23 protein-coding genes are annotated in these 24465 nt (G+C 67.8%); 15 read left to right on the top strand and 8 right to left on the bottom strand.

Annotated elements, in window-relative coordinates:
• Positions 1 to 172 precede the first annotated feature (172 nt).
• On the bottom strand, positions 173 to 634 hold the full coding sequence (locus GR168_RS18055) for a hypothetical protein (protein WP_159371365.1): 462 nt from the start codon (positions 632 to 634) through the stop codon (positions 173 to 175).
• Between the two features lie 103 nt (positions 635 to 737).
• Here GR168_RS18055 and GR168_RS18050 point away from each other — a divergent pair, with 103 nt between their 5' ends.
• The 5 genes from GR168_RS18050 to GR168_RS18030 all read left to right on the top strand — a co-directional run bounded on the left by GR168_RS18050 (position 738) and on the right by GR168_RS18030 (position 6155).
• Positions 738 to 1649 carry a hotdog domain-containing protein gene (locus GR168_RS18050; RefSeq protein WP_159371364.1) on the top strand — a complete coding sequence of 304 codons (912 nt, stop codon included), beginning with the start codon at positions 738 to 740 and terminating at the stop codon, positions 1647 to 1649.
• Between the two features lie 540 nt (positions 1650 to 2189).
• On the top strand, positions 2190 to 2990 hold the full coding sequence (locus tag GR168_RS18045) for a TIGR03084 family metal-binding protein (RefSeq protein ID WP_078113130.1): 801 nt from the start codon (positions 2190 to 2192) through the stop codon (positions 2988 to 2990).
• 109 nt (positions 2991 to 3099) lie between these two features.
• Entirely contained in the window at positions 3100 to 4260 is a 1161-nt protein-coding gene (locus GR168_RS18040; protein WP_159371363.1) for an acyl-CoA dehydrogenase family protein, read from the top strand.
• Between the two features lie 60 nt (positions 4261 to 4320).
• A complete protein-coding gene (locus tag GR168_RS18035) occupies positions 4321 to 5493 on the top strand; it encodes an acyl-CoA dehydrogenase family protein (protein ID WP_058252384.1) in 1173 nt (390 codons plus the stop codon).
• 8 nt (positions 5494 to 5501) lie between these two features.
• Positions 5502 to 6155, top strand: coding sequence for a TetR/AcrR family transcriptional regulator (locus GR168_RS18030; RefSeq protein WP_058252383.1), 654 nt, complete (start codon positions 5502 to 5504; stop codon positions 6153 to 6155).
• On the opposite strand, the gene GR168_RS18025 is transcribed toward GR168_RS18030, so the two are convergent.
• From GR168_RS18025 to GR168_RS18015, 3 genes are all read right to left on the bottom strand, one after another.
• Positions 6152 to 6790, bottom strand: coding sequence for a Pr6Pr family membrane protein (locus tag GR168_RS18025; RefSeq protein ID WP_159371362.1), 639 nt, complete (start codon positions 6788 to 6790; stop codon positions 6152 to 6154). The two genes, GR168_RS18030 and GR168_RS18025, sit on opposite strands and share 4 nt — an antisense overlap.
• A gap of 109 nt (positions 6791 to 6899) precedes the next feature.
• Positions 6900 to 8018, bottom strand: coding sequence for an NDMA-dependent alcohol dehydrogenase (locus tag GR168_RS18020; RefSeq protein ID WP_058252381.1), 1119 nt, complete (start codon positions 8016 to 8018; stop codon positions 6900 to 6902).
• Between the two features lie 40 nt (positions 8019 to 8058).
• Positions 8059 to 9561: an aldehyde dehydrogenase family protein gene (locus GR168_RS18015; RefSeq protein ID WP_065629673.1), complete on the bottom strand. Its 1503-nt coding sequence runs from the start codon at positions 9559 to 9561 to the stop codon at positions 8059 to 8061.
• A 209-nt stretch (positions 9562 to 9770) separates the two neighbouring features.
• Between GR168_RS18015 and GR168_RS18010 the strand changes: the two genes are divergently transcribed.
• A complete protein-coding gene (locus GR168_RS18010) occupies positions 9771 to 10889 on the top strand; it encodes an HPP family protein (protein WP_159371361.1) in 1119 nt (372 codons plus the stop codon).
• An 8-nt stretch (positions 10890 to 10897) separates the two neighbouring features.
• Here the strand turns inward: GR168_RS18010 and GR168_RS18005 are convergent, their stop codons facing one another.
• Complete coding sequence (locus tag GR168_RS18005) at positions 10898 to 12535, bottom strand: helix-turn-helix domain-containing protein (RefSeq protein ID WP_139114214.1); 1638 nt, start codon at positions 12533 to 12535, stop codon at positions 10898 to 10900.
• Between the two features lie 88 nt (positions 12536 to 12623).
• Here GR168_RS18005 and GR168_RS18000 point away from each other — a divergent pair, with 88 nt between their 5' ends.
• The 6 genes from GR168_RS18000 to tuf all read left to right on the top strand — a co-directional run bounded on the left by GR168_RS18000 (position 12624) and on the right by tuf (position 19117).
• Positions 12624 to 13499 carry an exodeoxyribonuclease III gene (locus GR168_RS18000; protein WP_058252440.1) on the top strand — a complete coding sequence of 292 codons (876 nt, stop codon included), beginning with the start codon at positions 12624 to 12626 and terminating at the stop codon, positions 13497 to 13499.
• Positions 13496 to 14269: a hypothetical protein gene (locus GR168_RS17995; protein WP_231742464.1), complete on the top strand. Its 774-nt coding sequence runs from the start codon at positions 13496 to 13498 to the stop codon at positions 14267 to 14269. Before GR168_RS18000 ends, GR168_RS17995 begins: the two co-directional genes overlap by 4 nt.
• A 450-nt stretch (positions 14270 to 14719) precedes the next feature.
• Positions 14720 to 15091, top strand: coding sequence for a 30S ribosomal protein S12 (gene rpsL, locus GR168_RS17990; protein ID WP_004020596.1), 372 nt, complete (start codon positions 14720 to 14722; stop codon positions 15089 to 15091).
• A gap of 6 nt (positions 15092 to 15097) precedes the next feature.
• Positions 15098 to 15568, top strand: coding sequence for a 30S ribosomal protein S7 (rpsG, locus tag GR168_RS17985; protein WP_004020595.1), 471 nt, complete (start codon positions 15098 to 15100; stop codon positions 15566 to 15568).
• A 147-nt stretch (positions 15569 to 15715) separates the two neighbouring features.
• Positions 15716 to 17821 carry an elongation factor G gene (gene fusA / locus GR168_RS17980; protein WP_065629671.1) on the top strand — a complete coding sequence of 702 codons (2106 nt, stop codon included), beginning with the start codon at positions 15716 to 15718 and terminating at the stop codon, positions 17819 to 17821.
• A 105-nt stretch (positions 17822 to 17926) separates the two neighbouring features.
• Entirely contained in the window at positions 17927 to 19117 is a 1191-nt protein-coding gene (tuf, locus tag GR168_RS17975; RefSeq protein ID WP_058252377.1) for an elongation factor Tu, read from the top strand.
• Positions 19118 to 19219: 102 nt separating this feature from the next.
• Here the strand turns inward: tuf and GR168_RS23980 are convergent, their stop codons facing one another.
• Both GR168_RS23980 and GR168_RS23975 read right to left on the bottom strand, forming a co-directional pair.
• Entirely contained in the window at positions 19220 to 19744 is a 525-nt protein-coding gene (locus GR168_RS23980) for a CDP-diacylglycerol diphosphatase (RefSeq protein ID WP_323055852.1), read from the bottom strand.
• 45 nt (positions 19745 to 19789) lie between these two features.
• On the bottom strand, positions 19790 to 20113 hold the full coding sequence (locus tag GR168_RS23975) for a hypothetical protein (RefSeq protein WP_231742461.1): 324 nt from the start codon (positions 20111 to 20113) through the stop codon (positions 19790 to 19792).
• A gap of 196 nt (positions 20114 to 20309) precedes the next feature.
• On the opposite strand from GR168_RS23975, the gene GR168_RS17965 reads away from it, so the two are divergent.
• The 3 genes from GR168_RS17965 to GR168_RS17955 all read left to right on the top strand — a co-directional run bounded on the left by GR168_RS17965 (position 20310) and on the right by GR168_RS17955 (position 23158).
• Positions 20310 to 21203 carry an SHOCT domain-containing protein gene (locus tag GR168_RS17965; protein ID WP_231742459.1) on the top strand — a complete coding sequence of 298 codons (894 nt, stop codon included), beginning with the start codon at positions 20310 to 20312 and terminating at the stop codon, positions 21201 to 21203.
• Between the two features lie 151 nt (positions 21204 to 21354).
• Positions 21355 to 22326: an alpha/beta hydrolase family protein gene (locus tag GR168_RS17960; RefSeq protein WP_058252376.1), complete on the top strand. Its 972-nt coding sequence runs from the start codon at positions 21355 to 21357 to the stop codon at positions 22324 to 22326.
• Positions 22327 to 22411: 85 nt separating this feature from the next.
• Positions 22412 to 23158 carry an alpha/beta fold hydrolase gene (locus tag GR168_RS17955; RefSeq protein WP_058252437.1) on the top strand — a complete coding sequence of 249 codons (747 nt, stop codon included), beginning with the start codon at positions 22412 to 22414 and terminating at the stop codon, positions 23156 to 23158.
• A gap of 321 nt (positions 23159 to 23479) precedes the next feature.
• On the opposite strand, the gene GR168_RS17950 is transcribed toward GR168_RS17955, so the two are convergent.
• On the bottom strand, positions 23480 to 24415 hold the full coding sequence (locus GR168_RS17950) for an oxygenase MpaB family protein (protein ID WP_058252375.1): 936 nt from the start codon (positions 24413 to 24415) through the stop codon (positions 23480 to 23482).
• Positions 24416 to 24465 lie beyond the last annotated feature (50 nt).

Here is a 24465-nt window from a genome sequence, read left to right as displayed (position 1 = left end):
ACAGATTTGCGAGATTGTCTACTGCGTGTGCCGGAGGGCGTGGGCTGGGCAACAGGCAGACGTCAACTCGACCGGCAGACTTCGATCGAGGTCTGGGGGTCGAGTTGACGTCTGTCGGTCCGTCGTGGACGTCCCGCACCTCAGCGAAGAGTAGGTTGTGGTCGGCTCGGCGTCAGCGCGTGAACGATCCGCTGCCCGGGACGACCGTGAAGGTCTGGTCGCCCTGGCCGAGGATCGTCGTGGTGAACTCGACCGATCCCGCTCCGGTCGCAACGGCGACCCCGTCGGACGGACGTCCGTCCGCACATGCGGCGAAGACCTCGTCGCCGGACGCCCCGGTCGAGGTGTTCTTCCAGGTGATCCCGACGCGCGCATCCTTCAGGTTGGTGGCGCAGGACTCGGTGGGCGTCGTGTTGAGCGTGATCTGCGTGACCCCGGGTTCGGTGGCCGAGGCGAGGATGCTCGCCACGAAACCGCCCGTGATGCCGTTGGCGCCGACGGTGACTCCGGCGTTGGGGACCTGCTCCACGCTGAGGGGTCGTTCCGCGGGTGCGGCGGAGGCGGTGCCTGCTCCTACGCCGAACGCTCCCACTGCCGCAATCGCCCCGATCGTCGCCACAGTTGTGCGTCGCATTTGTATCTCCCGTCACTTTGGACACGTACGCAGCCAGACTACGGGAGTGAGATTGGACTCTCCAATGCGAGATCGGCGGTACATCGCTGATAGAAGGGATTTCATGAGCCAGCCGCACGATCCCCTGTCCGCGTTCCACCTCGGCGACATCTCGGTGTCGGAGTCGGGGGTGCGGGCCTCGCAGCGGCTGTGCCCGCGGTTTGCCGACCATCGCGGCGTGATCGAGTTGCCGGCGTTCGCCGTGCTGTTCGATCACTGCGGTGGTATCCCGTTCCATCGCATCCACGACGACCCCGCCGCGGCGACCCTCCAGGCACGCCTGACGATGTCCACGCACGGCCGCGCAGAAGTGGGCGACCTGGTTACCGCACGGGCCGAGGTGGTCATGCACGACGACGCCTGGGGCTCGACGTCGGTCGAGATCCGCACCGGTACCGGGGACCTGTGCTGCGTCGGGACCGCGCGCAACGTCCGTGTCGGCCGTGCCCCGACCGGCGCCACCCCGTCCGCCGAGATCGGTCTCGCGACACCGCGATGCAGCGACGATGACGGGTCCGTCCTGCCCGAGCCCATACCCGCCGCGTTGTCCGGGCGGGCCGTGGTCGAGGAGATCGCGTCGAAGATGCGGGAACCCGGCCCGCTCACCGACATGCTCAACGGCCGCGTCGAGGTGATCGACGGCACCACCGACCGCGAGTCCGGCATCCGCTTTCGCAGCGCCACCGAACCGTGGATGGGCAACATGTTCGGCACCATGCACGGCGGCGTCATCGCCACCATCGCCGGCCAGGCGGCATCGTTCGCCGGGCATCTGCATGTCGGTGCCGGGCAGGGGTACTCGATCGGGGACATGGCGATCGGCTTCTACCGCTCACCTGCTGTCGACGGCAGTGAAGTGGTGGTCGAGGTGACGCCGATCAAGCTCGGCCGCCGCATCTCGTCCTTCGAGGCGACGATGACCTCCTACGACGACATCCTGCTGAGCCGAGCCACGGTCGACATCCACTACCGCTGACCGCAGTTGGGTCGTCAGCCGGCCGAGCAGCGTCTATCGGGCGTGGCGAGGTTGCCGCGTCCGTCGAGGTCACCTCTTGTGCTCGGGTCGCCGAGTGGCTTCGACTCGGCGCCTCGCTCCGCTCGGTGCCGGCTCAACCAGCGGTGGGGCTCGGGTCGCCGAGTGGCTTCGACTCGGCGCCTCGCTCCGCTCGGTGCCGGCTCAACCAGCGGTGGGGCTCGGGTCGCCGAGTGGCTTCGACTCGGCGCCTCGCTCCGCTCGGTGCCGGCTCAACCAGCGGTGGGGGCTCGGGTCGCCGAGTGGCTTCGACTCGGCGCCTCGACCTCGACGCGCTCCTTCGTCGCTTGCTCGGCCCGGCGGCTCCGCTCGGTGCCGGCTCAACCACCGGCGGTGGGGGCAGGTCGCCGAGTGGCTTCGACTCGGCGCCTCGCTCCGCCCGGTGCCGGCTCAACCACCGGCGGTGAAGGCGCCGGGTCGTCCCTGCGGGAAAAACAATCAAGCGCGCTTGATTCTTCTGAGGCCGTGTGTGAGGGTGATCGCATGCCTGAGGGACAAGCAGCCGTGATCGGCGTCGTCGCCGACCTCGAAGCCGAATCCGCGCAGCTCGACACGCTCGTCGCGGGTCTCGACGATGCGGGCTGGGCCACCCCCACGCCGGCGCCGGGGTGGACGATCGCGCACCAGATCGCGCATCTGGCGTGGACCGACGAGGTGGCGGCGGTCGCGGCCACCGACCCGGACCGGTTCGGCGCACTGCTCTCGGAGGCGGCGAGCAGCGTGGCGACCTACGTCGACGACGCCGCCGAAGCGGGGGCCGCCGCGCCGGCCGACGAGATCCTGGCCGGGTGGCGGGCGGCGCGCGACCGTCTCGCCGACGCGCTGCGCGAGGTACCGGCCGGCGTCAAGATCCCGTGGTTCGGACCACCGATGTCCGCGGCGTCGATGGCGACCGCGCGCCTGATGGAGACATGGGCGCACGGCCTCGATGTCGCCGACGCCCTCGGTGTTCCCGTCGTGCCGACCGATCGGATCCGCAGCGTCGCCCACATCGGCGTCCGCACACGCGACTTCGCCTACATCGTCAACGGCCGCACGCCCCCGGCCGAGCCGTTCCACTACGCGCTCACCGCGCCGTCGGGCGAGATCTGGACCTGGGGCCCGGACGACGCGTCGAACAGCGTGCGCGGGCCAGCACTCGACTTCTGCTTCCTGGTGACCCAGCGACGCGCACTCGCCGACCTCGCACTCGAGCTCACCGGACCCGACGCGGTCGAATGGTCGGGTATCGCACAGTGTTTCGCAGGTCCGCCCGGGCCGGGTCGCGAACCGCGGGCGAGCTGAGACGCCCGTCGTCGTCGCCGTCCGCCGCTGAGGTCCACCGCCCCCTTACGCCGCCGAATCGTCCGATCGCAGCAGCACGCAGTCGCACGCAGTCCGACAGGAGAACACGATGCCCATCGCCAGTCCGATCTGGGAGACGCCCGAACGCCTCGAATTGCGTTCCACCGTGCGCCGATTCGTCGACAAACACATCCTCCCGTTCCAGGACGACTGGGAGCGCGAGGGTGCCATCCCCCGTGAACTGCACATCGAGGCGGCCAAACTGGGTCTGTTCGGGCTCGGGGTCCCCGAGGAGGTGGGTGGTTCCGGCGGTGATCTGATCGACAGCACGATCCTCGGCGAGGAACTCCACTACGCCGGCGCGGCCGGTGGCGTCTTCGCGTCGCTGTTCACCCATGGCATCGCCCTGCCGCACCTGATCGCGGCCGGCGACCACGACCAGATCGACCGGTGGGTGCGGCCCACGCTCGCGGGCGAGAAGATCGGGAGCCTCGCGATCACCGAACCCGGCGGCGGAAGCGACGTCGGCCACCTGACGACGAAGGCCGAGCGCGACGGGGACCACTACGTCGTCAACGGTTCCAAGACCTACATCACCTCCGCGGTCCGCGCCGACTTCGTCGTCGTCGCCGTCCGCACCGGAGGACCGGGAGCCGCGGGCGTCTCACTGCTCGTCGTCGAGAAGGGCACACCCGGCTTCGAGGTCACGCGGAAGCTGGACAAGATGGGGTGGCGCAGTTCCGACACCGCGGAACTGTCCTTCGTCGATGCGCGGGTGCCGGTCACCAACCTGGTCGGACCGGAGAACTCCGGATTCTCGCAGATAGCAACCGCTTTCGTCACCGAACGGTCCGGTCTGGCGGTGCAGGCGTACGCCAGTGCGCAACGCTGCCTCGACCTCACCCTACAGTGGGCGCGCGACCGTGAGACCTTCGGCAAACCCATCATCGCCCGGCAGTCGGTGCAGGACACCCTGATCGAGATGGCACGCCGCATCGACATCGCCCGCACCTACACGCGGGCCCTCGTCGAACGGAAGGTCAGCTCCACCGACGACCTCATCGCCGAGGTGTGCTTCGCCAAGAACACCGCGGTCGAGGCGGGGGAGTGGGTGGCCAACAAAGCCGTTCAGCTGCACGGCGGCCTCGGTTACATGACCGGCACCGAGGTCGAACGGCAATACCGCGACATGCGCATCATCGGGATCGGTGGCGGCACCACCGAGATCCTCAACGGACTGGCCGCCAAATGGCTCGGTTACCAGGCCTGACCGGCCGCCGAAACCGTCCGCCGCCGAACCACATCGAAGACCGAGACAGGGAGCATCGACATGACCGTGGACACCAATCCGTTCGTGGAGACCACCGAACGCGCCGAGCTGCGCGCGGCGGTCGCCGGACTCGCCGCGAAGTACGGACAGGAGTACTTCCGCGAGTGCGCGCGCACCGGCCGCAAGACCGACGAGTTGTGGGCCGAGGCGGGCAAGCTCGGCTTCATCGGGGTCAATCTCCCCGAGGAGTACGGCGGCGGCGGTGCCGGGATGTACGAGCTCGCCATCGTGATGGAGGAGATCGCCGCGTCGGGCACCGGACTGCTGATGCTCGTCGTCTCACCGGCCATCTGCGGCAACGTCATCGCCCGTTTCGGCACCGACGAGCAGAAGCAGCGGTGGCTGCCGGGTCTCGCCGACGGGTCGATCACGATGGCGTTCGGTATCACCGAACCCGATGCCGGCTCCAATTCCCACCAGATCACCACCACGGCCCGTCGGGACGGCTCGGACTGGTTGCTCACCGGCCAGAAGGTCTACATCTCCGGCGTCGACCAGGCGCAGGCCGTGTTGATCGTCGCCCGCACCGAAGACGCGAAGACCGGCAACCTCAAGCCCGCGCTCTTCATCGTCCCCACCGACTCCGAGAACTTCTCGTACACGATGATCGACATGGAACTGCAGAACCCAGAGAAGCAGTTTCAGCTCTACCTCGACGATGTGCGATTGCCCGCCGACGCGCTCGTCGGCTCCGAGGACGCTGCCCTGAGTCAACTGTTCGCCGGGCTCAATCCGGAACGCATCATGGCCGCGGCGTCGGCCGTCGGGATGGGCCGGTTCGCGCTCGACAAGGCGGTGTCGTACGTGAAGGAGCGCACGGTGTGGAAGACGCCGATCGGTGCGCACCAGGCGATCGCGCACCCGCTCGCCCAGGGCAAGGTCGAGCTCGAGATGGCCAAGCTGATGATGCAGAAGGCCGCGACCCTCTACGACGCCGGCGACGACTGGGGCGCCGCCGAGCCGGCCAACATGGCGAAGTACGCGGCCGCCGAGGCCTGTGTGAAGGTCGTGGACCAGGCCGTGCACTCCCTGGGCGGCAACGGTCTGACCACCGAGTACGGACTGGCGCCGATGCTGAGCCTCGCCCGGATCGCCCGCATCGCCCCGGTGAGCCGGGAGATGATCCTCAACTTCGTCGCGCAGACCAGCCTCGGGCTGCCGAAGTCCTACTGAGGCTCGCGGTGACCACGTCGTCGGCGAACACCCGCTCCCCGCAACAGGAACGCTCGCGGTTGACCCGCGAGCGCCTGTTGCGGTCCACGGTCGACGCGCTGGCCGCGGACGGCTGGGCCGCCGCGACCGTGGCCGCGGTCGCCGAACGTGCCGGCGTGTCCCGCGGTGCGGCGCAACATCACTTCCCGACGCGCGAAGCCCTCATCACCGCGGCACTCGAGCAGGTCTTCGAGGACATGACCCGCGCTGCCGTCGGGGATCCGCACGCATCGCCGGAGGCGGCCGACGAAGTGCCCCCGGACCGGGTCATCCGCGCCGTCCAGCGGGCCGTCGACGTCTACACCGGCACCGAATTCAAGGCAGCACTCCAGGTCTGGGCCGCCGCCGCGTCCGACCCGGCGCTGCGGCGGCTCATCCTGCCACTCGAAGCGAAGTTCGCCCGCGCGGCCCATCAGCGGACGATGGCCGCGATGGGGGTGGCCCCGGACGACGAGACCGGTTACCGGCTGGTGCAGGCGACTCTGGACATGGCGCGCGGACTCGGCCTGGCGGACACGCTGTCCGATGACTCCGCCCGGCGTGCGCTGGTCGTCGACACCTGGTCGGCGCAGCTCGTCGCGGCGTTCGGGAGCGCGCCCGCGGACCGGCCGGGCGCGGACTAACCGCGTTCGGCGGCGGGCTGTCCGGGCTCCGGCGCATCGGGTCGCCGACCGCGGGTGCCGACCCGGTAGACGCCGAACGACATGAAGGCCATGCCGACGAACACGACGACGAGCGAGATCGTCATCGACAGATAACCCTGCCCGCGCGGATCGATGAACGGGTAGGGATACCAGTCCGCGATCGGCCCGCGGATCAACGTGTAGACGCCGTACACGAGCGGGATCGTGAGCCAGGACAGCCACGCCCGTTCGGGTAGTCGCCGGGCGCGCACCACGATCCAGTCCAGGAGCATGACGAGCGGGATGACGCGATGCAGCACGTCGTTCACCCAGGCGTAGGTGACATCGACGTCGATGCCCTGCAGCAGAAGCGCATAGACGATCCCGGTGATGACCATGCAGGTGGTCGCCGCCCCGCGGCACCACTCCCAGGCCGGGCTTGCCGGGGCCAGCAGTCCGCCGACGAGCAGGATGAGCGCGGCGAAGATATTGCTCAGCACCGTGAAGTAGCTGAAGAAGTTCGCGAGCGTGAAGCCGGCGTCGCCGGAGCGCAGCACCGCCTGATACACGAGCGCGGTGACGCCCAGGGCGGCAAAGGCGATGCGGAGCAGACGTATCCACCAGGTCACGGTCACATGTGTGATTCAAGCACCTCGTGCGGGCGCGGACCGGAAAGTCCGCCCGGCGACGTGGGTGGCCGGTTCGCCCGAGGGAGACGGCACCTCGGGCGAACCGACCGGGTATTCACTCCGCGTGGATGATGACCCCGCGGATGTTTTTGCCGTCCCGCAGATCCTGGTAGCCCTCGTTGACCTGGTCGAGGGTGTAGGTCTGCGTGACCAGTTCGTCGAGCTTGAGCTGCCCCGCGTCGTACAGGCGCAGCAGTTTGACGATGTCGTACTGCGGATTGGCCGAGCCGAACAGACTGCCCTTGATGGTTTTCTGGTTCAGGGTCAGATCGGTTCCGGAGACCTGCACGGTCAGCTTCGTCGGATCGGCGAGACCGGTGATGACGACCGTCCCGCCCTTGCCCACGACGGCGGTCGCGTTGGCCACGACCTCCGCGTCGACCGTGCCGACGAGGATGAGGGCCTGGTCGGCACCCTGCCCCCAGGTCAGTTCGTTGACCTTCTCCGCGGCCTCGGCGGCATCGGCGAAGGCATGTGTTGCACCGAATTTGAGCGCCGTGTCGCGCTTGAGCGCGACCGGGTCGACCACCACGACGTATTTGGCCCCGGCCGACACCGCGCCCTGCACCGCGTTGATGCCCAGGCCGCCGATGCCGTAGATCACCACCGTGTCGCCGGCACGCACGCCGCCCGCGTACACCGAGGTGCCCCAGCCCGAGGGCACGCCGCAACCTACGAGCACTGCCTTGTCGAGCGGCAACCACTCGTCGACCTTGACGACCGAGTGCTGCGAGATCGTCGCGCGTTCGGCGAAGGTGCCGAGCATGCACATGGCTCCGAAATCGTCACCGCCACCGTGGAATCGGAATGTGCCATCGGGCATCGATCCCTCGAGGATGGTGGCGCCCATGTCGCAGAGGTTCTGCCGGCCGGTGGAGCAGTAGCGGCAGGTGCCGCAGTTCGGGATGAAGCTGCAGACCACGTGGTCGCCGGGCTTGACCTTGGTGACGCCCGGGCCGACCGCCTCGATGATCCCCGAACCCTCGTGGCCGCCCACGATCGGATAGCGGGGCGGAAGGTCGCCGTCGGTCAGGTGAAGGTCGGAGTGGCACAGGCCGGCCGCGGTGTACTTGATCAGCACCTCGCCTTCGCGGGGCTCGTCGAGGTCGAGTTCGACGATCTCGAACGGCTTTCCGGGTCCGGTGAGGACGGCTGCCTTGGTGGTGAGAGACATGAAATCGTGCTCCTTGGGTGTACTCGAGGGCGGATGGGGGTCAGAGCGAGATGTTGACGGCCTTGGTCTGGGTGTAGAGCTCGATGGCCGACGAGCCGAGTTCGCGCCCCCATCCCGACTGCTTGTAACCACCGAACGGCATGGCGGTGTCGAAGCCGTTGTACTGGTTCACCCAGACCGAGCCGGCCTTGATCTGTCGAGCTGTCCGGTGCGCCTTGGACAGATCCGTGGTCCAGATGCCTGCTGCGAGACCGTAGATGGAGTCGTTGGCCGCGGCCGCGACCCCGGTGTCGGCATCGAAGGGCATGGCGGCGACGACGGGACCGAAGATCTCCTCCTGCACGATCGAGAAACTCGGGTCGACGTCGACGAAGACGGTCGGTTCGATGAAGAATCCCTCGTCGCCCCAACGCTTTCCACCCGTCAGCGCCCGTGCGCCGTCGGCGAGGCCCGCCGCCAGGTATCCCGAGACGCGATCGAACTGCTCTTGGCTGACCAGCGGTCCGAGTTCGGTCGACGGGTCGAGGCCGGGTCCGATCTTGGCCTGCGAGGCCGCCTCGGCGACGGCCGCGGTGAAGTCGTCGAAGATCGGCCGCTCGACGAAGAGACGTGTTCCGGCGACACAGCACTGTCCGTGGTTGAACATCCAGGCCGCGACCGACCCGGCGACCGCCTTCTCGAAGTCGGCGTCGGCGAAAACGATGTTGGGGCTCTTGCCGCCGAGTTCCAGCGACACCTTCTTGAGGTTGCCCTTCGCGGCGTCGACGATCTTCTTGCCGACCTCCGTCGAGCCGGTGAACGCGATCTTGTCGACGTCGTCGTGCGCGGCGAGCGCCGCGCCGGCCTCGCCGTAACCGGTGACGATGTTGACCACGCCCGGTGGGAAGCCGGCCTCTTGGAACACCTCGCCGAGGAGCAGGGCCGTCAGCGGGGTCTGTTCGGCCGGCTTGAGGATGACGGTGTTGCCGGCCGCCAATGCGGGGGCCAGCTTGAACGCGGCCATCAGGAGCGGGAAGTTCCACGGCACGATCAGGCCGCAGACTCCGACCGGCTCGCGCAGGGTGTACGCGTGGAACTCGCCGCCGGGCACGAACGGCATCGAGACGTCGACCGTCGACCCGGTGATCTTGGTGGCGAGGCCCGCGTTGTAGCGGAAGATGTCGGCCGACCAGTTGGTGTCGACCGCGGCGGCGATGGTGGCCGCCTTGCCGTTGTCGAGCGCCTCCAGCTGGCCGAACTCCTCGGCGCGTTCGGTGAGGATGTCGCCGACCCGCCAGAGCAGGCGTTCGCGTTCATTCGGCTTCATCCGGGTCCACGGGCCGTCGTCGAAGGCCTGGCGCGCGGCGCGGACCGCGCGGTCGATGTCGGCCGCGTCGCCGTGGGCGACCGAGGTGAGCGGACGCGCCGTCGCGGGATCGATGGTCTCGAAGGTGCGGCCCGAGGCCGACCACACCCACTCGCCGCCGATCAGCATCGGACGGTCGGCGGAGATGAAATCGCGAACGCGCTCATGCAGGGCGGTGTCGGGAACGACGGCGGTCATGTGGCCTCCTGGTCGGCGTGGTGCCGGCGGTGATGTGGTCGGTGGAGTGATCTCGGTCATATTCGACCTGACTTATTTCTCTCACCGTTCCGACGTGTCGCCGTGTCCAGAAACTGAACACCTGGGCTGTACAGGGGTCGCGGCGACCGGCCGTCACCGCGTGGCTACCGTGAGACGCCGGACAAGTCAGAGACCTTCGGAGGAGCAGAGTGAACGTGCGCCCAGCGGGCAGGGTCGGCGCCGCCCTGCGTGGCCTCGGCCCGGTGACCGGGGGTATCTCGATCCGTGAGGCCCTCCGGGCGGGAGCAGGGGCCGGGGTGGCGCTCGGACTCGTCGGTCTGGTGCTCGCCGCGTCGGGGGTCGACCTGCGGCTCGGACTCTTCCTGATCGCGCCGTTCGGGGCGACCGCCGTGCTCGTCTTCGCCGCGCCGAACAGTCCGTTGGCGCAGCCGTGGCCCGCGACCGTCGGCAACGCGGTGTCGGCGGTCGTGGGGGTGGCGACCACCCTCACCATCGGCCAGCCCGCGCTTCGGGCGGCGCTCGCGGTCGGTCTGTCCGTGGCCTTGATGATCGGGTGCCACGCGGTCCATCCGCCTGCCGGCGCGGTGGCGATGACAGCCGCGCTCAGTCCGGAGACGATCCAGTCGCTGGGGTTCCGGTTCGTCCTCGCACCCGTCCTAGTGGGCACGCTCCTGCTGGTGGTCCTCGCCGCCGGGTACGCCCGGTTGACCGGACGACGTTATCCGTATCGCCGGTTCGACGCGGCGCCCCCGCCCGCTGCGCGGCTCGGTCTGGACGAGGACGAACTGACCGGCATCCTCGACCGGTACGAGCAGTCGCTCAACCTCGGTGTCGCCGACCTCGCGCGACTGATCGGGGCCGCCGAACTGCAGGCTGCCGGTCACCGCGCGGGCCCGCTCGCCGCGACGGACGTGATGTCCCGAGACCTGGTGACCGTGAACCCCGAGACGCCGCTGCGAGACGTCGCCGTCCTCTTCGACGAGTACGGCTTCACCTCGCTGCCGGTGACGTCGGACGACGGCATGTTCGTCGGTGTGGTGTTCCAGATCCATCTCGTGCGGCGGTTGATGCGCTCGAACGACGTCGAGTTGCGCGCCGCGGACGTGATGTCGGCGGAACCGGCCGTCGCGACCCCGGGCACGCCGGTCGGGGCGCTTTTGCCGCTGCTCGCCGAGAGCGGATGCGACGCGGTCCCGGTGTTGGAGGGGCACACCCTGGTCGGCATCGTGACCCGGACCGACCTCATCGCGACGCTCGCACGGCAGATGCTGCGGGACCCGGTGCCCCGCACCGCGGTGCCGGAGTAGCCGCGCGCTCAGATGTCCAGTGCGCGCATCCGCGAGTACAGCGTCGTCCGGCTGATGCCGAGATCCCTTGCGGCATGCACCTTGTTGCCGCGGGCGCGGTCCAGCGCCTCGACGATCGCGGTGCGCTCGGCCTGTTCCCGGCCGGACAGGTGCGCGGCCCGGCTGGTCGTCCGATAGGCGGGTGGCAGGTCGGCGGGTTCGACGACCCGCGCGGCGCGCGCTCGGCACGTCAGAGCGGCCTGCCGGAGCACCGAGTTGAGCTCGGTGAGGTTCCCGGGCCAGTCGTCGCACAGCAAGGCGTCCGTCGCCAGTCCGGACAGCGTGAGCTCCGGGTCGATGTCTGTCAGTGCGCTGCTCGCGATCGACGCCAGCTCCGAGGTCCGATGACGTAGAGGAGCGAGATCGACCCGTGTGGCGCACCGGGCGAGGAGTGCGGCGACTCCCGGACTCGCCTGGTCGCGCGGCCCGCCGACGACGATCAGCGGCGACTCCGGCGAGCTCGACACCGCCACGCGCCCGAGTAGGGCGACCGACTGCGCGTCGAGGAGATCGACGCCGTCGATCACCAGGGTCGTGCTCATCGACCGGGCGCGTCCGACGAACGCGGGGATGTCGGGGCGACGACCGCTGATGATCTCGTCGGCGACATCGACGATCACCGGTGGCGAGTCGGTCTCGGCGGCGAGCGCAGCGGCGTGGGTGCTGCGTCCGGTCCCCGGTTCGCCGGTGATCGCGACGCTGGTGCGGGACGGGGCGGTCGGTGGCGCGGACCGCCTCGGCGGCGGCTCGCTGACCGGCCGGAAGCGGAACAGGGCCGCGCCGCAGGCGCCCGGCACGGGTTCGACGGCGACCTCGACCTCGGCGCCCGACACCAGGGTCAGCGGCAGTACTGTCGCGCGCAGTGCGGGATCGGTCGCGACGATCCGCATCGCGCCGATGTCGGTGGGGGAGAGCAGTTCGGCAGCAAGGGCATTCGTGAGCTGGAGGTCGTCGCCGATGGCCGCGACGGCGAGGTCGCGACGCGGTGCGGCGCGCTGGAACGCGTCGAGGACGCGTCGCTGGTGCGCTCGCGACCGGTCCAGCAGGCGGTCGGCGATGTCGGCGACGATCCCGTTGACGACCGGGATCGCCAAGGGGTTGATGCGATCGGCGATCTCGGACATGCAGATGATCCCGGCCAGCCTGCGGGTCGCGGGATGGATGATCGGCTGTCCGAAGCAACTGATCGACTTGAACTGGTCCAGGTAGTGCTCGGAGCTGTTCACGACGATCCCGCCCCGGGTCTCCGCCGGGGTACCGAGGGCCGTCGTCCCGACGACGTCCTCGCCGAACGGCACGCCCGGCGAGGCGCCGATCGCGTCGAGACGGCGCTCCACGGTCGTGCCGAACGCCACCCGCGTCACCATCCGGCACTCGTGGTCGACGAGCAGCAGCGAGACATCGGTGTCGGCGAGTCGGGCGGCGGCGTCATCGAGGACCGGGCGGGCGGCGTCGAGCAGCGGGTCGGCGGCAGCGATGTCCTGGACCTGCGTCGGCGTCCGGTCCTCGGGGCGGACCCCGGACAGCTCCGAACGACGCCACGACGACTCGATGACGGGCCGTCGGGGCGACGAATCGGAGGTGCGGTGCAACGTGTCGATACCCACCAACGTGACACATGTCACCGTGCAACGAAAGGCCGGGTCCGCGATCGGCGGTGGCCGGGCCCTGATGGCGGGGTACTACCGTGGTCGCATGCGCGTGGCGACCTGGAACGTGAACTCCGTGAAGCAGCGCATCCCGCGCCTGTTGCCCTGGCTCGACGAGCGCCGACCCGACGTGGTGTGCCTGCAGGAGACCAAACTCTCCGACGCCGCGTTCGACGAGTCACTCGGCACCGATCTCACCGACCGCGGATACGAGGTCGCGCACGCCGGACAGGGTCAGTGGAACGGGGTGGCGCTGTTGTCGCGGGTCGGACTCGACGACGTCCGGATCGGGTTCGACGGCATGCCCGGATACCCCGACCCGTCGACCCTGGAGGCACGGGCGGTGTCGGCGGTGTGCGGCGGACTCCGCATCCACTCGCTGTACGTGCCCAACGGCCGGACCCCGGACTCGGACCACTACACCTACAAACTCGAGTGGCTCGCGGCGCTGGCCCGTGCCGTGGAGGACCCGACCACGACACTCCTGTGCGGCGACATGAACATCGCGCCGGCCGACGCCGACCTGTTCGACCCCGCCGCGTATGTGGGACACACCCACGTCACTCCGGCGGAACGGGCCGCGCTGGCCACCTTCGAATCGATGGGCCTGCGCGACGTCGTCCGGGACCGGTGGCCGGGCGAGCGTGTGTTCAGCTACTGGGACTACCGCGCCGGCATGTTCCACAAAGACCTCGGGATGCGCATCGACCTGATCCTCGCCGGAGCGTCCGCTGCCGATCGCGTCGCGGCCGCCTGGATCGACCGGAAAGCACGCAAGGGCAGCAAGCCGAGTGACCACGCGCCGGTCATCGTCGACCTCGACGAGGCTCCCGATGGCGACATCGGACCGGTGGTCCCGCCGCCGTCGAATCCGGCGAAACCCGGTGCGACGAAGGTGAAACTGCCGCAGACGCCGGAATGATGCCCCGCCCGGCGTCCGCGACGCGCCTGCGCCGTTCGGTCATCGCGGCCGCCCGGGCCTATGGGCGCCTGCTCGGCACGGTGCTCTCCGTCGCCCGCCGGCTCGAGGCGGGACGACTCGGCGACGCCCCGGCGGCCACGGCGGGTGTGCTCCTTGCGGTGCACCTGGTGCCGGTGACGATCTGGCTCGGCCCGCTCGGGTTCGTCGTCGTGCTGGGCGCGGGCCTCGTCACGTCGAGCGTCATCCGCCGTCGCGTGCGTCATCGCGGGTTGACCCCGGCCGAGCGAAGCGTGGCCGTGGCGGTCTTCGGGGACGTGGGGTGGCTCGATGACGTCGTCCTCACCGATCTCGCCGGTCGGGGCGGGCGCGCCTTCACGGTGCCCGCGGTCGACGGACGCATCCTCTGCAATCTCGGGTCGCACCTCGACGCGACCCTGGGGCCGGGGAGCAGGGCATATCCGGTGCCGGGTCAGCTGCTCATCCACGAACTGGTCCACGCCTGGCAGATCGCCGCTGCCCGTTCCCCTGCCGGGTTCCTCGCCGATGCGCTGGCCGACCAGGCCCGGTACGAACTGGGTGAGGACGTGTACGGCGTGCGCGATGCCGGTGAGAACCACCACATGCCGCGCCGGGGCGAGGTGGAACGGCAGGCGACGATCGTCGACCGGTGGTTCGGCGGTCAGTCCTCGCCGACGCGTCGACCGTGCGACCCCGAGAGCCCGTCCGCACCCGTGATCGAGCAGCTCAGGCGACCCGTGCAGCGCGGATGACGGAATGGTCGCACCGGCGACTCGCGCCCTCGACGCATGCGGTTTGACGGTGTAGAAGTGGGAGGGTCACGCCGAGCACGAGCGTGGCCCGGAGCCGATCGCGCACGACCCGTTCACCTGCCGGTTGCGTGCAGGATCCGTTTTTTGACCTGTGTAAACCCGATCGGTAGAGTGGATCGTCGGTGCCCGGCCCATGCTGGGCCAGTCCGCATGCCTGCCCTACGGCTCTCGAGCCGCCGAGCATCTCGGGGTACGGCCGGCAGAGGGGCTGACAGGCGAATCCGCTGTCGAGTGTATGACACGCCCGACCTCGGGGTAGCGAAAATGTACTGACCAGCACATACGTGCTGGTGGGGCGAGTTGTGGAAGCCGCGAAAACAGGCCTGCGAGCCACTTCGTGCTTGCCCGGAGCACCAACCACAACCGATGACAAAGAGGAACGAACACCTAGTGCCAACCATCAATCAGCTGGTCCGCAAGGGCCGTCACGACAAGGCTGCCAAGACCAAGACCGCGGCCCTCAAGGGAAGCCCGCAGCGTCGTGGCGTGTGCACCCGCGTCTACACCACCACCCCCAAGAAGCCGAACTCGGCACTGCGCAAGGTCGCCCGTGTGCGCCTGACCAGCTCGGTCGAGGTCACCGCCTACATCCCCGGCGAAGGCCACAACCTGCAGGAGCACTCGATGGTGCTCGTCCGCGGCGGTCGTGTGAAGGACCTCCCGGGTGTGCGCTACAAGATCATCCGCGGCTCGCTCGACACCCAGGGTGTCAAGGACCGCAAGCAGGCTCGCAGCCGCTACGGCGCCAAGAAGGGGAACTGATAAGTCATGCCACGTAAAGGACCCGCTCCCAAGCGCCCCCTCATCAACGATCCCGTCTACGGTTCGCCGCTGGTCACCCAGCTGGTCAACAAGATCCTGCTGGACGGCAAGAAGTCGACCGCCGAGCGCATCGTCTACGGCGCCCTCGAGCAGGCTCGCGACAAGACCGGCACCGATCCGGTCGTCACCCTCAAGCGCGCTCTCGACAACGTGAAGCCCACCCTCGAGGTGAAGAGCCGCCGCGTCGGTGGTGCCACCTACCAGGTGCCGATCGAGGTCAAGCCGAACCGCGCCAACACCCTCGCGCTCCGCTGGCTCGTCAGCTTCAGCCGTCAGCGTCGTGAGAAGACCATGGTCGAGCGTCTCGCCAACGAGTTGCTGGACGCGTCCAACGGTCTCGGTGCTTCGGTGAAGCGCCGCGAGGACACCCACAAGATGGCCGAGGCCAACCGGGCGTTCGCGCACTACCGCTGGTAATCGACCCCAAACCGGGTACTGGGCGCTCGGCGCGAAGCGACGACCGCCCAGTCCACCCGAACTCGTTCGGGTGGGGGCGAGCGCAGCGAGCCCGGGGCTGATAAGTGAAGACAGCCTTTAGTCCGAAATCTTCCCGAAGGGAACTTGATGGCACAGGAAGTGCTCAGCGACCTGAACAAGGTTCGCAACATCGGCATCATGGCCCACATCGATGCCGGCAAGACCACCGCCACCGAGCGAATCCTCTTCTACACCGGTGTGAACTACAAGATCGGTGAAACCCACGACGGTGCCTCGACCACCGACTGGATGGAGCAGGAGAAGGAGCGGGGGATCACCATCACCTCCGCGGCGGTGACGTGTTTCTGGAACAAGAACCAGATCAACATCATCGACACCCCCGGCCACGTCGACTTCACCGTCGAGGTGGAGCGCAGCCTCCGCGTGCTCGACGGCGCGGTCGCCGTGTTCGACGGCAAGGAAGGCGTCGAGCCGCAGTCCGAGCAGGTCTGGCGTCAGGCGGAGAAGTACGACGTCCCGCGTATCTGCTTCGTCAACAAGATGGACAAGCTCGGTGCGGACTTCTTCTTCACCGTGCGCACCATCGAGGAGCGCCTCGGCGCCAAGCCGCTGGTCCTGCAGCTGCCGATCGGCGCCGAGGACAACTTCGACGGCGTCGTCGACCTCATCGAGCAGAAGGCGATCACCTGGCGCGGAACCGTCGAGATCGGCGCTGCGCCGACCATCGAGGAGATCCCCGCCGATCTGGTCGACCAGGCTGCGGAGTACCGCGAGAAGCTCCTCGAGACGGTCGCCGAGACCGACGAGGCACTGCTCGAGAAGTACTTCGGCGGCGAAGAACTGACCACCGAGGAGATCAAGGGCGCGATCCGCAAGCTCACGATCGCCCGTGAGTTCTACCCGGTGATCTGTGGCTCTGCGTTCAAGAACAAGGGCGTGCAGCCCATGCTCGACGCGATCATCGACTACCTGCCGTCCCCGCTGGACGTGCCGTCGGTCGAGGGTCACGCCGTGGGCGACGAGGAGGAGATCCTCTCGCGCAAGCCGTCCGCGGACGAGCCGTTCTCGGCTCTCGCGTTCAAGATCGCGGCTCACCCGTTCTTCGGCAAGCTCACCTTCGTGCGCGTGTACTCCGGCAAGATCAACGCCGGAACCCAGGTGCTCAACGCCACCAAGGGCAAGAAGGAGCGCGTCGGCAAGCTCTTCCAGATGCATGCCAACAAGGAGAACCCGGTCGAGGACGCCACCGCGGGCCACATCTACGCGATGATCGGTCTCAAGGACACCACCACCGGTGACACCCTGTGCGATTCGGCGTCGCCGATCGTGCTCGAGTCCATGAGCTTCCCGGACCCGGTCATCAACGTCTCGATCGAGCCGAAGACCAAGTCCGACCAGGAGAAGCTGGGCACCGCGATCCAGAAGCTCGCCGAAGAGGACCCGACCTTCTCGGTCCAGCTCGACGAGGAGACCGGCCAGACCGTCATCGGCGGTATGGGCGAGCTCCACCTCGACATCCTCGTCGACCGCATGAAGCGCGAGTTCAAGGTCGAGGCCAACGTCGGCAAGCCGCAGGTGGCCTACCGCGAGACCATCCGCAAGACGGTCGAGAAGCACGAGTTCACCCACAAGAAGCAGACCGGTGGATCGGGCCAGTTCGCGAAGGTCATCATCAAGCTCGAGCCCCTGGTGGACGCCGAGGACGGTGCGACCTACGAGTTCGCCAACGCCGTCACCGGTGGTCGCGTCCCGCGCGAGTACATCCCGTCGGTGGACGCCGGTGCCCAGGACGCCATGCAGTACGGTGTCCTCGCCGGATACCCGCTGGTGAACCTGAAGGTCACCCTGCTCGACGGTCAGTACCACGACGTCGACTCCTCGGAGATGGCGTTCAAGATCGCCGGCTCGCAGGCCCTGAAGGAAGCTGCGCGGATGGCCGGTCCGGTCATCCTCGAGCCCCTGATGGCCGTCGAGGTCACGACTCCCGAGGACTACATGGGTGACGTGATCGGCGACCTGAACTCCCGCCGTGGCCAGATCCAGGCCATGGAGGAGCGCAGTGGTGCGCGTGTCGTGAAGGCACAGGTGCCGCTGTCGGAGATGTTCGGCTACATCGGAGACCTCCGGTCGAAGACCCAGGGCCGGGCAAACTACTCCATGGTGTTCGATTCGTACGCGGAGGTTCCCGCGAACGTGTCGAAGGAAATCATCGCGAAGGCCACCGGCGAGTAAACCCGGTCCTAGCGACATGCGCCGACCAGTTCTGCGCACCAACGTAAGAAGAAAACCCCTGCTGGGATCCGCCCAGTAGAGCAACAAGTCCAGGAGGACAATCAAGTGGCGAAGGCGAAGTTCGAGCGGACCAAGCCGCACGTGAACATCGGCACCATCGGTCACGTCGACCACGGCAAGACCACGCTGACCGCGGCCATCACCAAGGTGCTGCACGACAAGTACCCGGAACTCAACAAGAGCTTCGCGTTCGATCAGATCGACAAGGCTCCCGAGGAAAAAGCTCGCGGTATCACGATCAACATCTCGCACGTCGAGTACGAGACCGATAAGCGTCACTACGCCCACGTCGACGCCCCCGGTCACGCCGACTACATCAAGAACATGATCACCGGTGCTGCCCAGATGGACGGCGCGATCCTCGTGGTCGCCGCCACCGACGGCCCGATGCCGCAGACCCGCGAGCACGTGCTGCTGGCCCGCCAGGTCGGTGTGCCCTACATCCTGGTCGCCCTGAACAAGGCCGACATGGTCGACGACGACGAGATCATCGAGCTCGTCGAGATGGAGGTCCGCGAACTGCTGGCCGCCCAGGAGTTCGACGAGGAAGCCCCGGTCGTCAAGGTCTCGGCGCTCAAGGCCCTCGAGGGTGACCCCGAGTGGACCAAGTCGGTCGAAGAGCTCATGGCTGCCGTCGACGAGTCGATCCCGGACCCGGTCCGCGAGACCGAGAAGCCGTTCCTCATGCCCGTCGAGGACGTTTTCACCATCACCGGCCGCGGCACCGTGGTCACCGGTCGTGTGGAGCGCGGCGAGGTCAACGTGAACGAGGAAGTCGAGATCGTCGGCATCCGCGAGAAGAGCACCAAGACCACCGTCACCGGTATCGAGATGTTCCACAAGCTCCTCGATTCCGCACAGGCAGGCGACAACGCCGGTCTGCTGCTCCGCGGCCTCAAGCGTGAGGACGTCGAGCGCGGTCAGGTCATCGTGAAGCCGGGCACCACGACCCCGCACACCGAGTTCGAGGGCCAGGCGTACATCCTGTCCAAGGACGAGGGCGGCCGTCACACCCCGTTCTTCAACAACTACCGTCCGCAGTTCTACTTCCGTACCACGGACGTGACCGGCGTCGTGACCCTCCCCGAGGGCACCGAGATGGTCATGCCGGGCGACAACACCGAGATGAGCGTCAAGCTCATCCAGCCGGTCGCCATGGACGAGGGCCTGCGTTTCGCCATCCGCGAGGGTGGCCGCACCGTCGGTGCGGGTCGAGTCACCAAGATCACCAAGTGATCTCGTTCTGACTCACTGACTCACTGACTCACTGACTCACTGAGTCGAAGGCGCCCGGTCACGAAAGTGGCCGGGCGCCTTTGTCGTTGATCCTGCCGAGGGTCAGACGCCCCAGCCGTAGATCATGTCCATCAGACCCGTCCCGGCACCACCCAGTTTCGGATTGCTGGTGAGGACGAAGTAGGTGTTGGGCTGGCCGGCATCGACCACGCCGATCGATTGGTCCGCCATGTCCTCGGTGGCGGGCAGCTGACGTTTCAGGACACGAAACAGATCGGGCAGACCGCCGGTGTACTTGACGACGCGGAAGTGCCGGGGGATCTTCGATTTGGTCTTGTTGAGCCTCAAGACGACGTCGGTCTTCGTCCAGTTGTCCAGATGCGTCTCCGGGTTGGGGATCGCCCTCAGGTCGGCCAGCGTGGTGGGATTCACCTGCGCCAGATGAATGTGCAGCTGGTTTTGCGAGCGCGCCGTGGCGGAGTTCACCCCTATCGCAATCGGTCGAGTGGGATTCTTGGCGACCAATTTGCCCGCCTGCAGCCACGCCGCGCTCCACAGGTTCAACTCGGAACCGTTGTACAGATAGGGGCATTCGATGCCCCTGATCCGGTTGGTGGGTAGGAGCAGGAAGTCATCGTTGTGACCTTTGTGGTCACCACCTCGACGGATTGCTTAGTACTTCACGTACTTCGGGTTCGGCTGGTACTGGGGACCCGGCTGAATGACGTCGATGTTGTCGCCGATCTGACCGGGCTTGGTGCCCTTCACCTTTCCCCAGAGAAGCAGGGACTTATCGGTGGCGGGATCGTCGGTGCTCTGGCCGCAGAGTTTTTGGGTCGGCGTCGGTGGTGCGGCCGAGGCGACCCCGCCTCCACTCAGGGCGGAGCTCGCGACGATGGCGGCGGTGACGGCCATCGTCGAGAGGAGCCGGGTGAACCGATGCGAGCGGGTGTCGTCCATGGGGAACCTCTCGGTGGTGAGCCTCGGCGTGCTCATCTGAGCGCAGAGTGTGCCACCGAGACTCTCCGGGTCGTGCCGAAACCGCAGATCAGGCAACTTTGACCCGGGAAAGTGCGGCGAACTACTCGTATCCGGCGCCGACTGCGAACGGTGGCGCTTCCATGTCGTTCCAAGGTGGGACGCCTCGGCCTTCGAACTTCCGTCGCCGCAGGTCCGCGCATAGAGTTCGCGCATGACCATGTTCGGAGAGTCGGGGACCGGGCCACGTGTTCCTGCCCATGTGTGGAGTGCCGTGGGCACTTTCGCGTTTGTCATGCTGTGCGGGATCGTCGGTCCGATCTTCCTCGTCGCCTACTTCGTGATCGATGCACCCGACACGGAGTGGATGCTGTGGACCGGGATCGGCATCACCGTGCTGGATATCGTTCTCGGCGTTGCCATCGCGTGGTTCAACTATCGGGGTGGCGCCAAGCTGGAACGCCTGCGCGCCGCCGGAGTGTTCGGCATCGCCGAGATCACCTCGATCGGTCAGACGAATGTCGAGATCAACGACCAGCCGCTGATGAAGCTGGGGCTCCGGATCCACGCCGAGGGACTCGCTCCGTTCGAGGTGTCGACGAGGAAGGTCGTGCCGCATTACCAGCAGCCGCTGCTTCACGCCCGTCGGTTGGCCGTGATGGTCGATCCCGAGTCCCAGGACTTCGAGATCGACTGGCAGGCAACCGCTTTGCTCGCCGGTTCGGTGCCGGCCAGGTTCACCTCCGAAGAGGACGGCCGGACCTACGATCTCACCGGTCAGGCGGAACCGTTGGGGGAGATCCTGCAGATCCTGGGGCGTCACGGGGTGGCGGGCAGTGGCGTGATCGATCTGCGGTCCAATCCCGCGGCCCGAGCGGAGGTCATGGAGGTCGTGCGCGGCTGGGCGGGAGTCCGGGCGGATTCGGCGAGCTCGTCTCGGATGGACCCCCCGTCGTTCACCAAGGCCGGTGGCGGGTCGGGCCGGGGTGGTGACCCGGGCCGTTCGCCGGCCGAACGGCTCGCGTCGCTGGACGAACTGCGCCGCACCGGCGCGGTCACCGAGGAGGAGTACGCGCGGGCGCGTCAGCGCATCGTCGACGATCTCTGACGCTGCGTGGATCGTCTGTAACAAAATGAATCCTCTGCCACATACGCCACTTGATTCACTCTAGTCACTCTGGTCACCACTCGATATCGATGTCGATGCCCTAGGGTCACAGCCGTGGCATTGCTGATGGTCGTCGAATTACAGTTCGTCGGTGCAGCTTTCACTACGGCCGCGTCGGCTTGCCCGCCGACGTCGAGCCCTCGCGTTCGCCCTCGCGCTCCTCGCGGTGGTCGGCGTGGTCACCATCGGGTCGGGTAACGCATCCGCGTCGGCCGCGTTCGGCAGGTTCCATGTGTCCGGCTGCGGCATGCCGAGCACCCCGGTCGACACCTGGACTCGGTGGGGCAACAGCAAAACCGTCATCGCTCTCGACGGTCTTCGCGCGACCGGTGACATCAGTGGCTGGCGTCGCGACACGCGTGTCCACCGCATCGCCGACTCCGGCGTCAACGTGATCCAACCGGTCGGAGGTCTCGCGAGCTTCTACACCGATTGGGAAGCGGCGAGCCCGGCCAACAAGGTCGGATACCGCTATCGGTGGACGTGCCGACTCGACACCATCGTGCGCGAACTCGACGCGCGCGGACTCGCCGTCGGCCCGCTGGGCAAATACGCGATCATGGGCATCTCCATGGGCGGTAACGCTGCGATGGTCTACGGGGCGTACCACCGCAAGCGCATCTCGCACGTCTTCTCGATGTCCGGCTACCTGAACCTGTCCGCGCCCACGATGCGAGAGGCTGTTCGGCTCGCGTTGATCGACGCCGGTGTCGGGGCGGGGGTCGGTCCGTTCAGCGCGGACGCCATGTGGGGACCGCCCTGGAGTGACCGGTGGACGCGCAACGATGCACTCGTCCAGCTGCCGCGGATGCGGGGGATGAAGATCCGCATCGGGTCCGGTTCGGCGACGTGGGGTCCGCACAACGCCGACGCCGTGGCCTCGGTCAAGGGCACACCGCTGGAGGTGGTGTCGCTCGCGCAGACCCGGTCGTTCGAAGTCGCGGCCGCTTTGCAGGGCATCCCGGTCACGACGGACTTTCCGTCCGTCGGGACACACGCCTGGGGGTACTGGGAGGACATGGTGTGGCGCGCCAAGAACAGCGGCTGGTTCCGCGACCGGTGACGACGACCGGTGAGGTGCGGTCTGCGCGGACGGCCGGGTGGAGTGTGACGGCGCCCGCACGGCCGACGTTCGTAAGCTGACGGTCATGCGTGTTCTGCGTCGAAGCGGCGACCCCGACCTCGCGGTCCGGATCGCGGGGGAGGCCGACCGGGGCGTACCGGTCGTCCTCGTGCACGGGATGGCATCGGACCATTCGACCTGGCGCCGGCTCGCGACGGCACTCCGCGCCCGCGGGCGTGCGGTGATCAGCGTGGACCTCCGTGGACACGGTCGCAGCGGCCGGGCCCGTGAGGTCTACCGGCTCGACGACTTCCGCGACGACCTGGCCTATGTCCTCGACACCCTCGGGATCGCGGTCGCCGACGTGGTCGGCCATTCGCTCGGTGCCCACACCGCGCTGCGAGTGGCCATGCGTGAGCCGACGAGGATCCGACGCCTGGTGCTCGAAGAGGTGCCGCCGATGCCCCGCGACGAGGCCGATCTGTCCGAGGGCATCGCCATGCGCGCCACCCTGGGCGAGCAGATTCGTGGGCTGATCGCGCTCGCGCGCAACCCCTTTCCGGTCATCCGCTACGACGGCCGGATGGGCGACCAGATCGTCGCCGAATTCGACGTCTGCGCGCCGCACTGGTGGTCGGAGCTGCCGGATGTGCAGGCCACCGCCATGGTCATCTCCGGTGGCGAGAAGAGCTTCCTGCCGCCGCGCCACCTGCGGACCCTCAGCGACGCCCTGCCGAACTCGCGGTTCGTCACCATCGAGGCGGGGCACAGCGTTCACCGCGACCGCGCCGAGGAGTTCGTCACCCACGTCGACGGGTTCCTCGGGCACTGACGCCTGCCGGCGTCATCTCCGGCTCGCTGGTTCCTGATCGAGAGAACCGCGAAACCACTGGCCCACCACTGCTCCCTGAGGAGCGCCCGGAGCTTGCGGAGGGCGCGTCACGAAGGGTCTGCCACGAATGTCACCAAGACCCTTCGTGACGCTCGCAAGCTCGCTCCTCAGGGAGCGGGGGATGGCGCTCGTCCGGGGCGGGATGGCGCTCCTCCGGGGGCGGGATGGCGCTCGTCCGGGGGCGGGATGGCGCTCCTCCGGGGGCGGGATGGCGCTCGTCCGGGGCGGGATGGTGCTCCTCAGCTCAGAGAGCGGAGCGGGTCAGGCGGGCTTGTTGTGCAGCGGTCGCGGGTCGATCCCGACCTTGCGCCACGCCTCGTAGGCCCACGGGACGTAGAGGTACTTGAGCGGCAGGCGGTTGATCAACGGGTTGGCAGCCCGCATGAGGGCGGCGAAACGCTGGAAGTTCCTCTCGCGCCTGTCGTTCCACTCGAGGTCGCACACGTCCCGCATCTGCTGGGGCAGCGTTCCGACGACAACGGTGCGGATGAAGGCGTTCAACGGAAGCGACACGATCTTCCACACGGGTGCGGGGATCTTCTTGGGGCGGGGGAGCCCCTGCCGGATGTAGCCGGTGGCGTAGACGATCGTCTTGTGCGGCACGAACCGGTCGAGCATGTCGTCCCAGTACTGGACGAACTCCTCGTAGGTCTGCGGCTGCCCGCGATCGCTCACCCCGTAGAGCTGATACCAGACCTTGCTCTCCTCGAAGATCTGGACCTTCTCGGCGTAACTCAGGCGTCGGATGAAGGTGTCGGTGATGTAGAGGACCTGGTCGACGAACGTCGCGTGCGCCCAGTAGAACAACTCCGGATTGAGTGCGTGGTACCGCGATCCGTCGCTGATGGTGCCCTTGATGTCGCGGTGGAAGTCGCGCACCGTGCGCCCCCACTTCTCCGGCTCGGTGCTGTACACGGTCCGCATGACCGGGGGGCCGGTCCGCTTGGCCCGGCCGAGGAAGTCGCTGAAGATGATCGAGTGATCGAGCACGGCCTGGCCGAGTTGTTCGATGCAGTTCTCGGTGCCGGCCAGACGCTGGAAGCCCAGCAGTCCGCGGTTGTCGCCGTAGAACTTCCACACGAGCGAGTCGGCGCCGAGACGTGGCGAGGCGACCTCGCCCGCGGTGTCCGGAGTGTCGTCGACGATCATCGGCTCTGCCTCGCGGATACCGGCGTCGAATCCCTGGTTGACTGACATGGCGGCGAGAATATCGCACTTGGAACAAACTTGGAAGGTTGTTCCAACGA

Origin of the sequence: Gordonia sp. JH63, assembly GCF_009856645.1 — a bacterium.
GTDB classification, from domain to species: Bacteria; Actinomycetota; Actinomycetes; order Mycobacteriales; family Mycobacteriaceae; genus Gordonia; species Gordonia hongkongensis.
The sequence above is the reverse complement of the archived record's forward strand: the minus strand, read 5'-3'. Positions and strand labels throughout refer to the sequence as shown.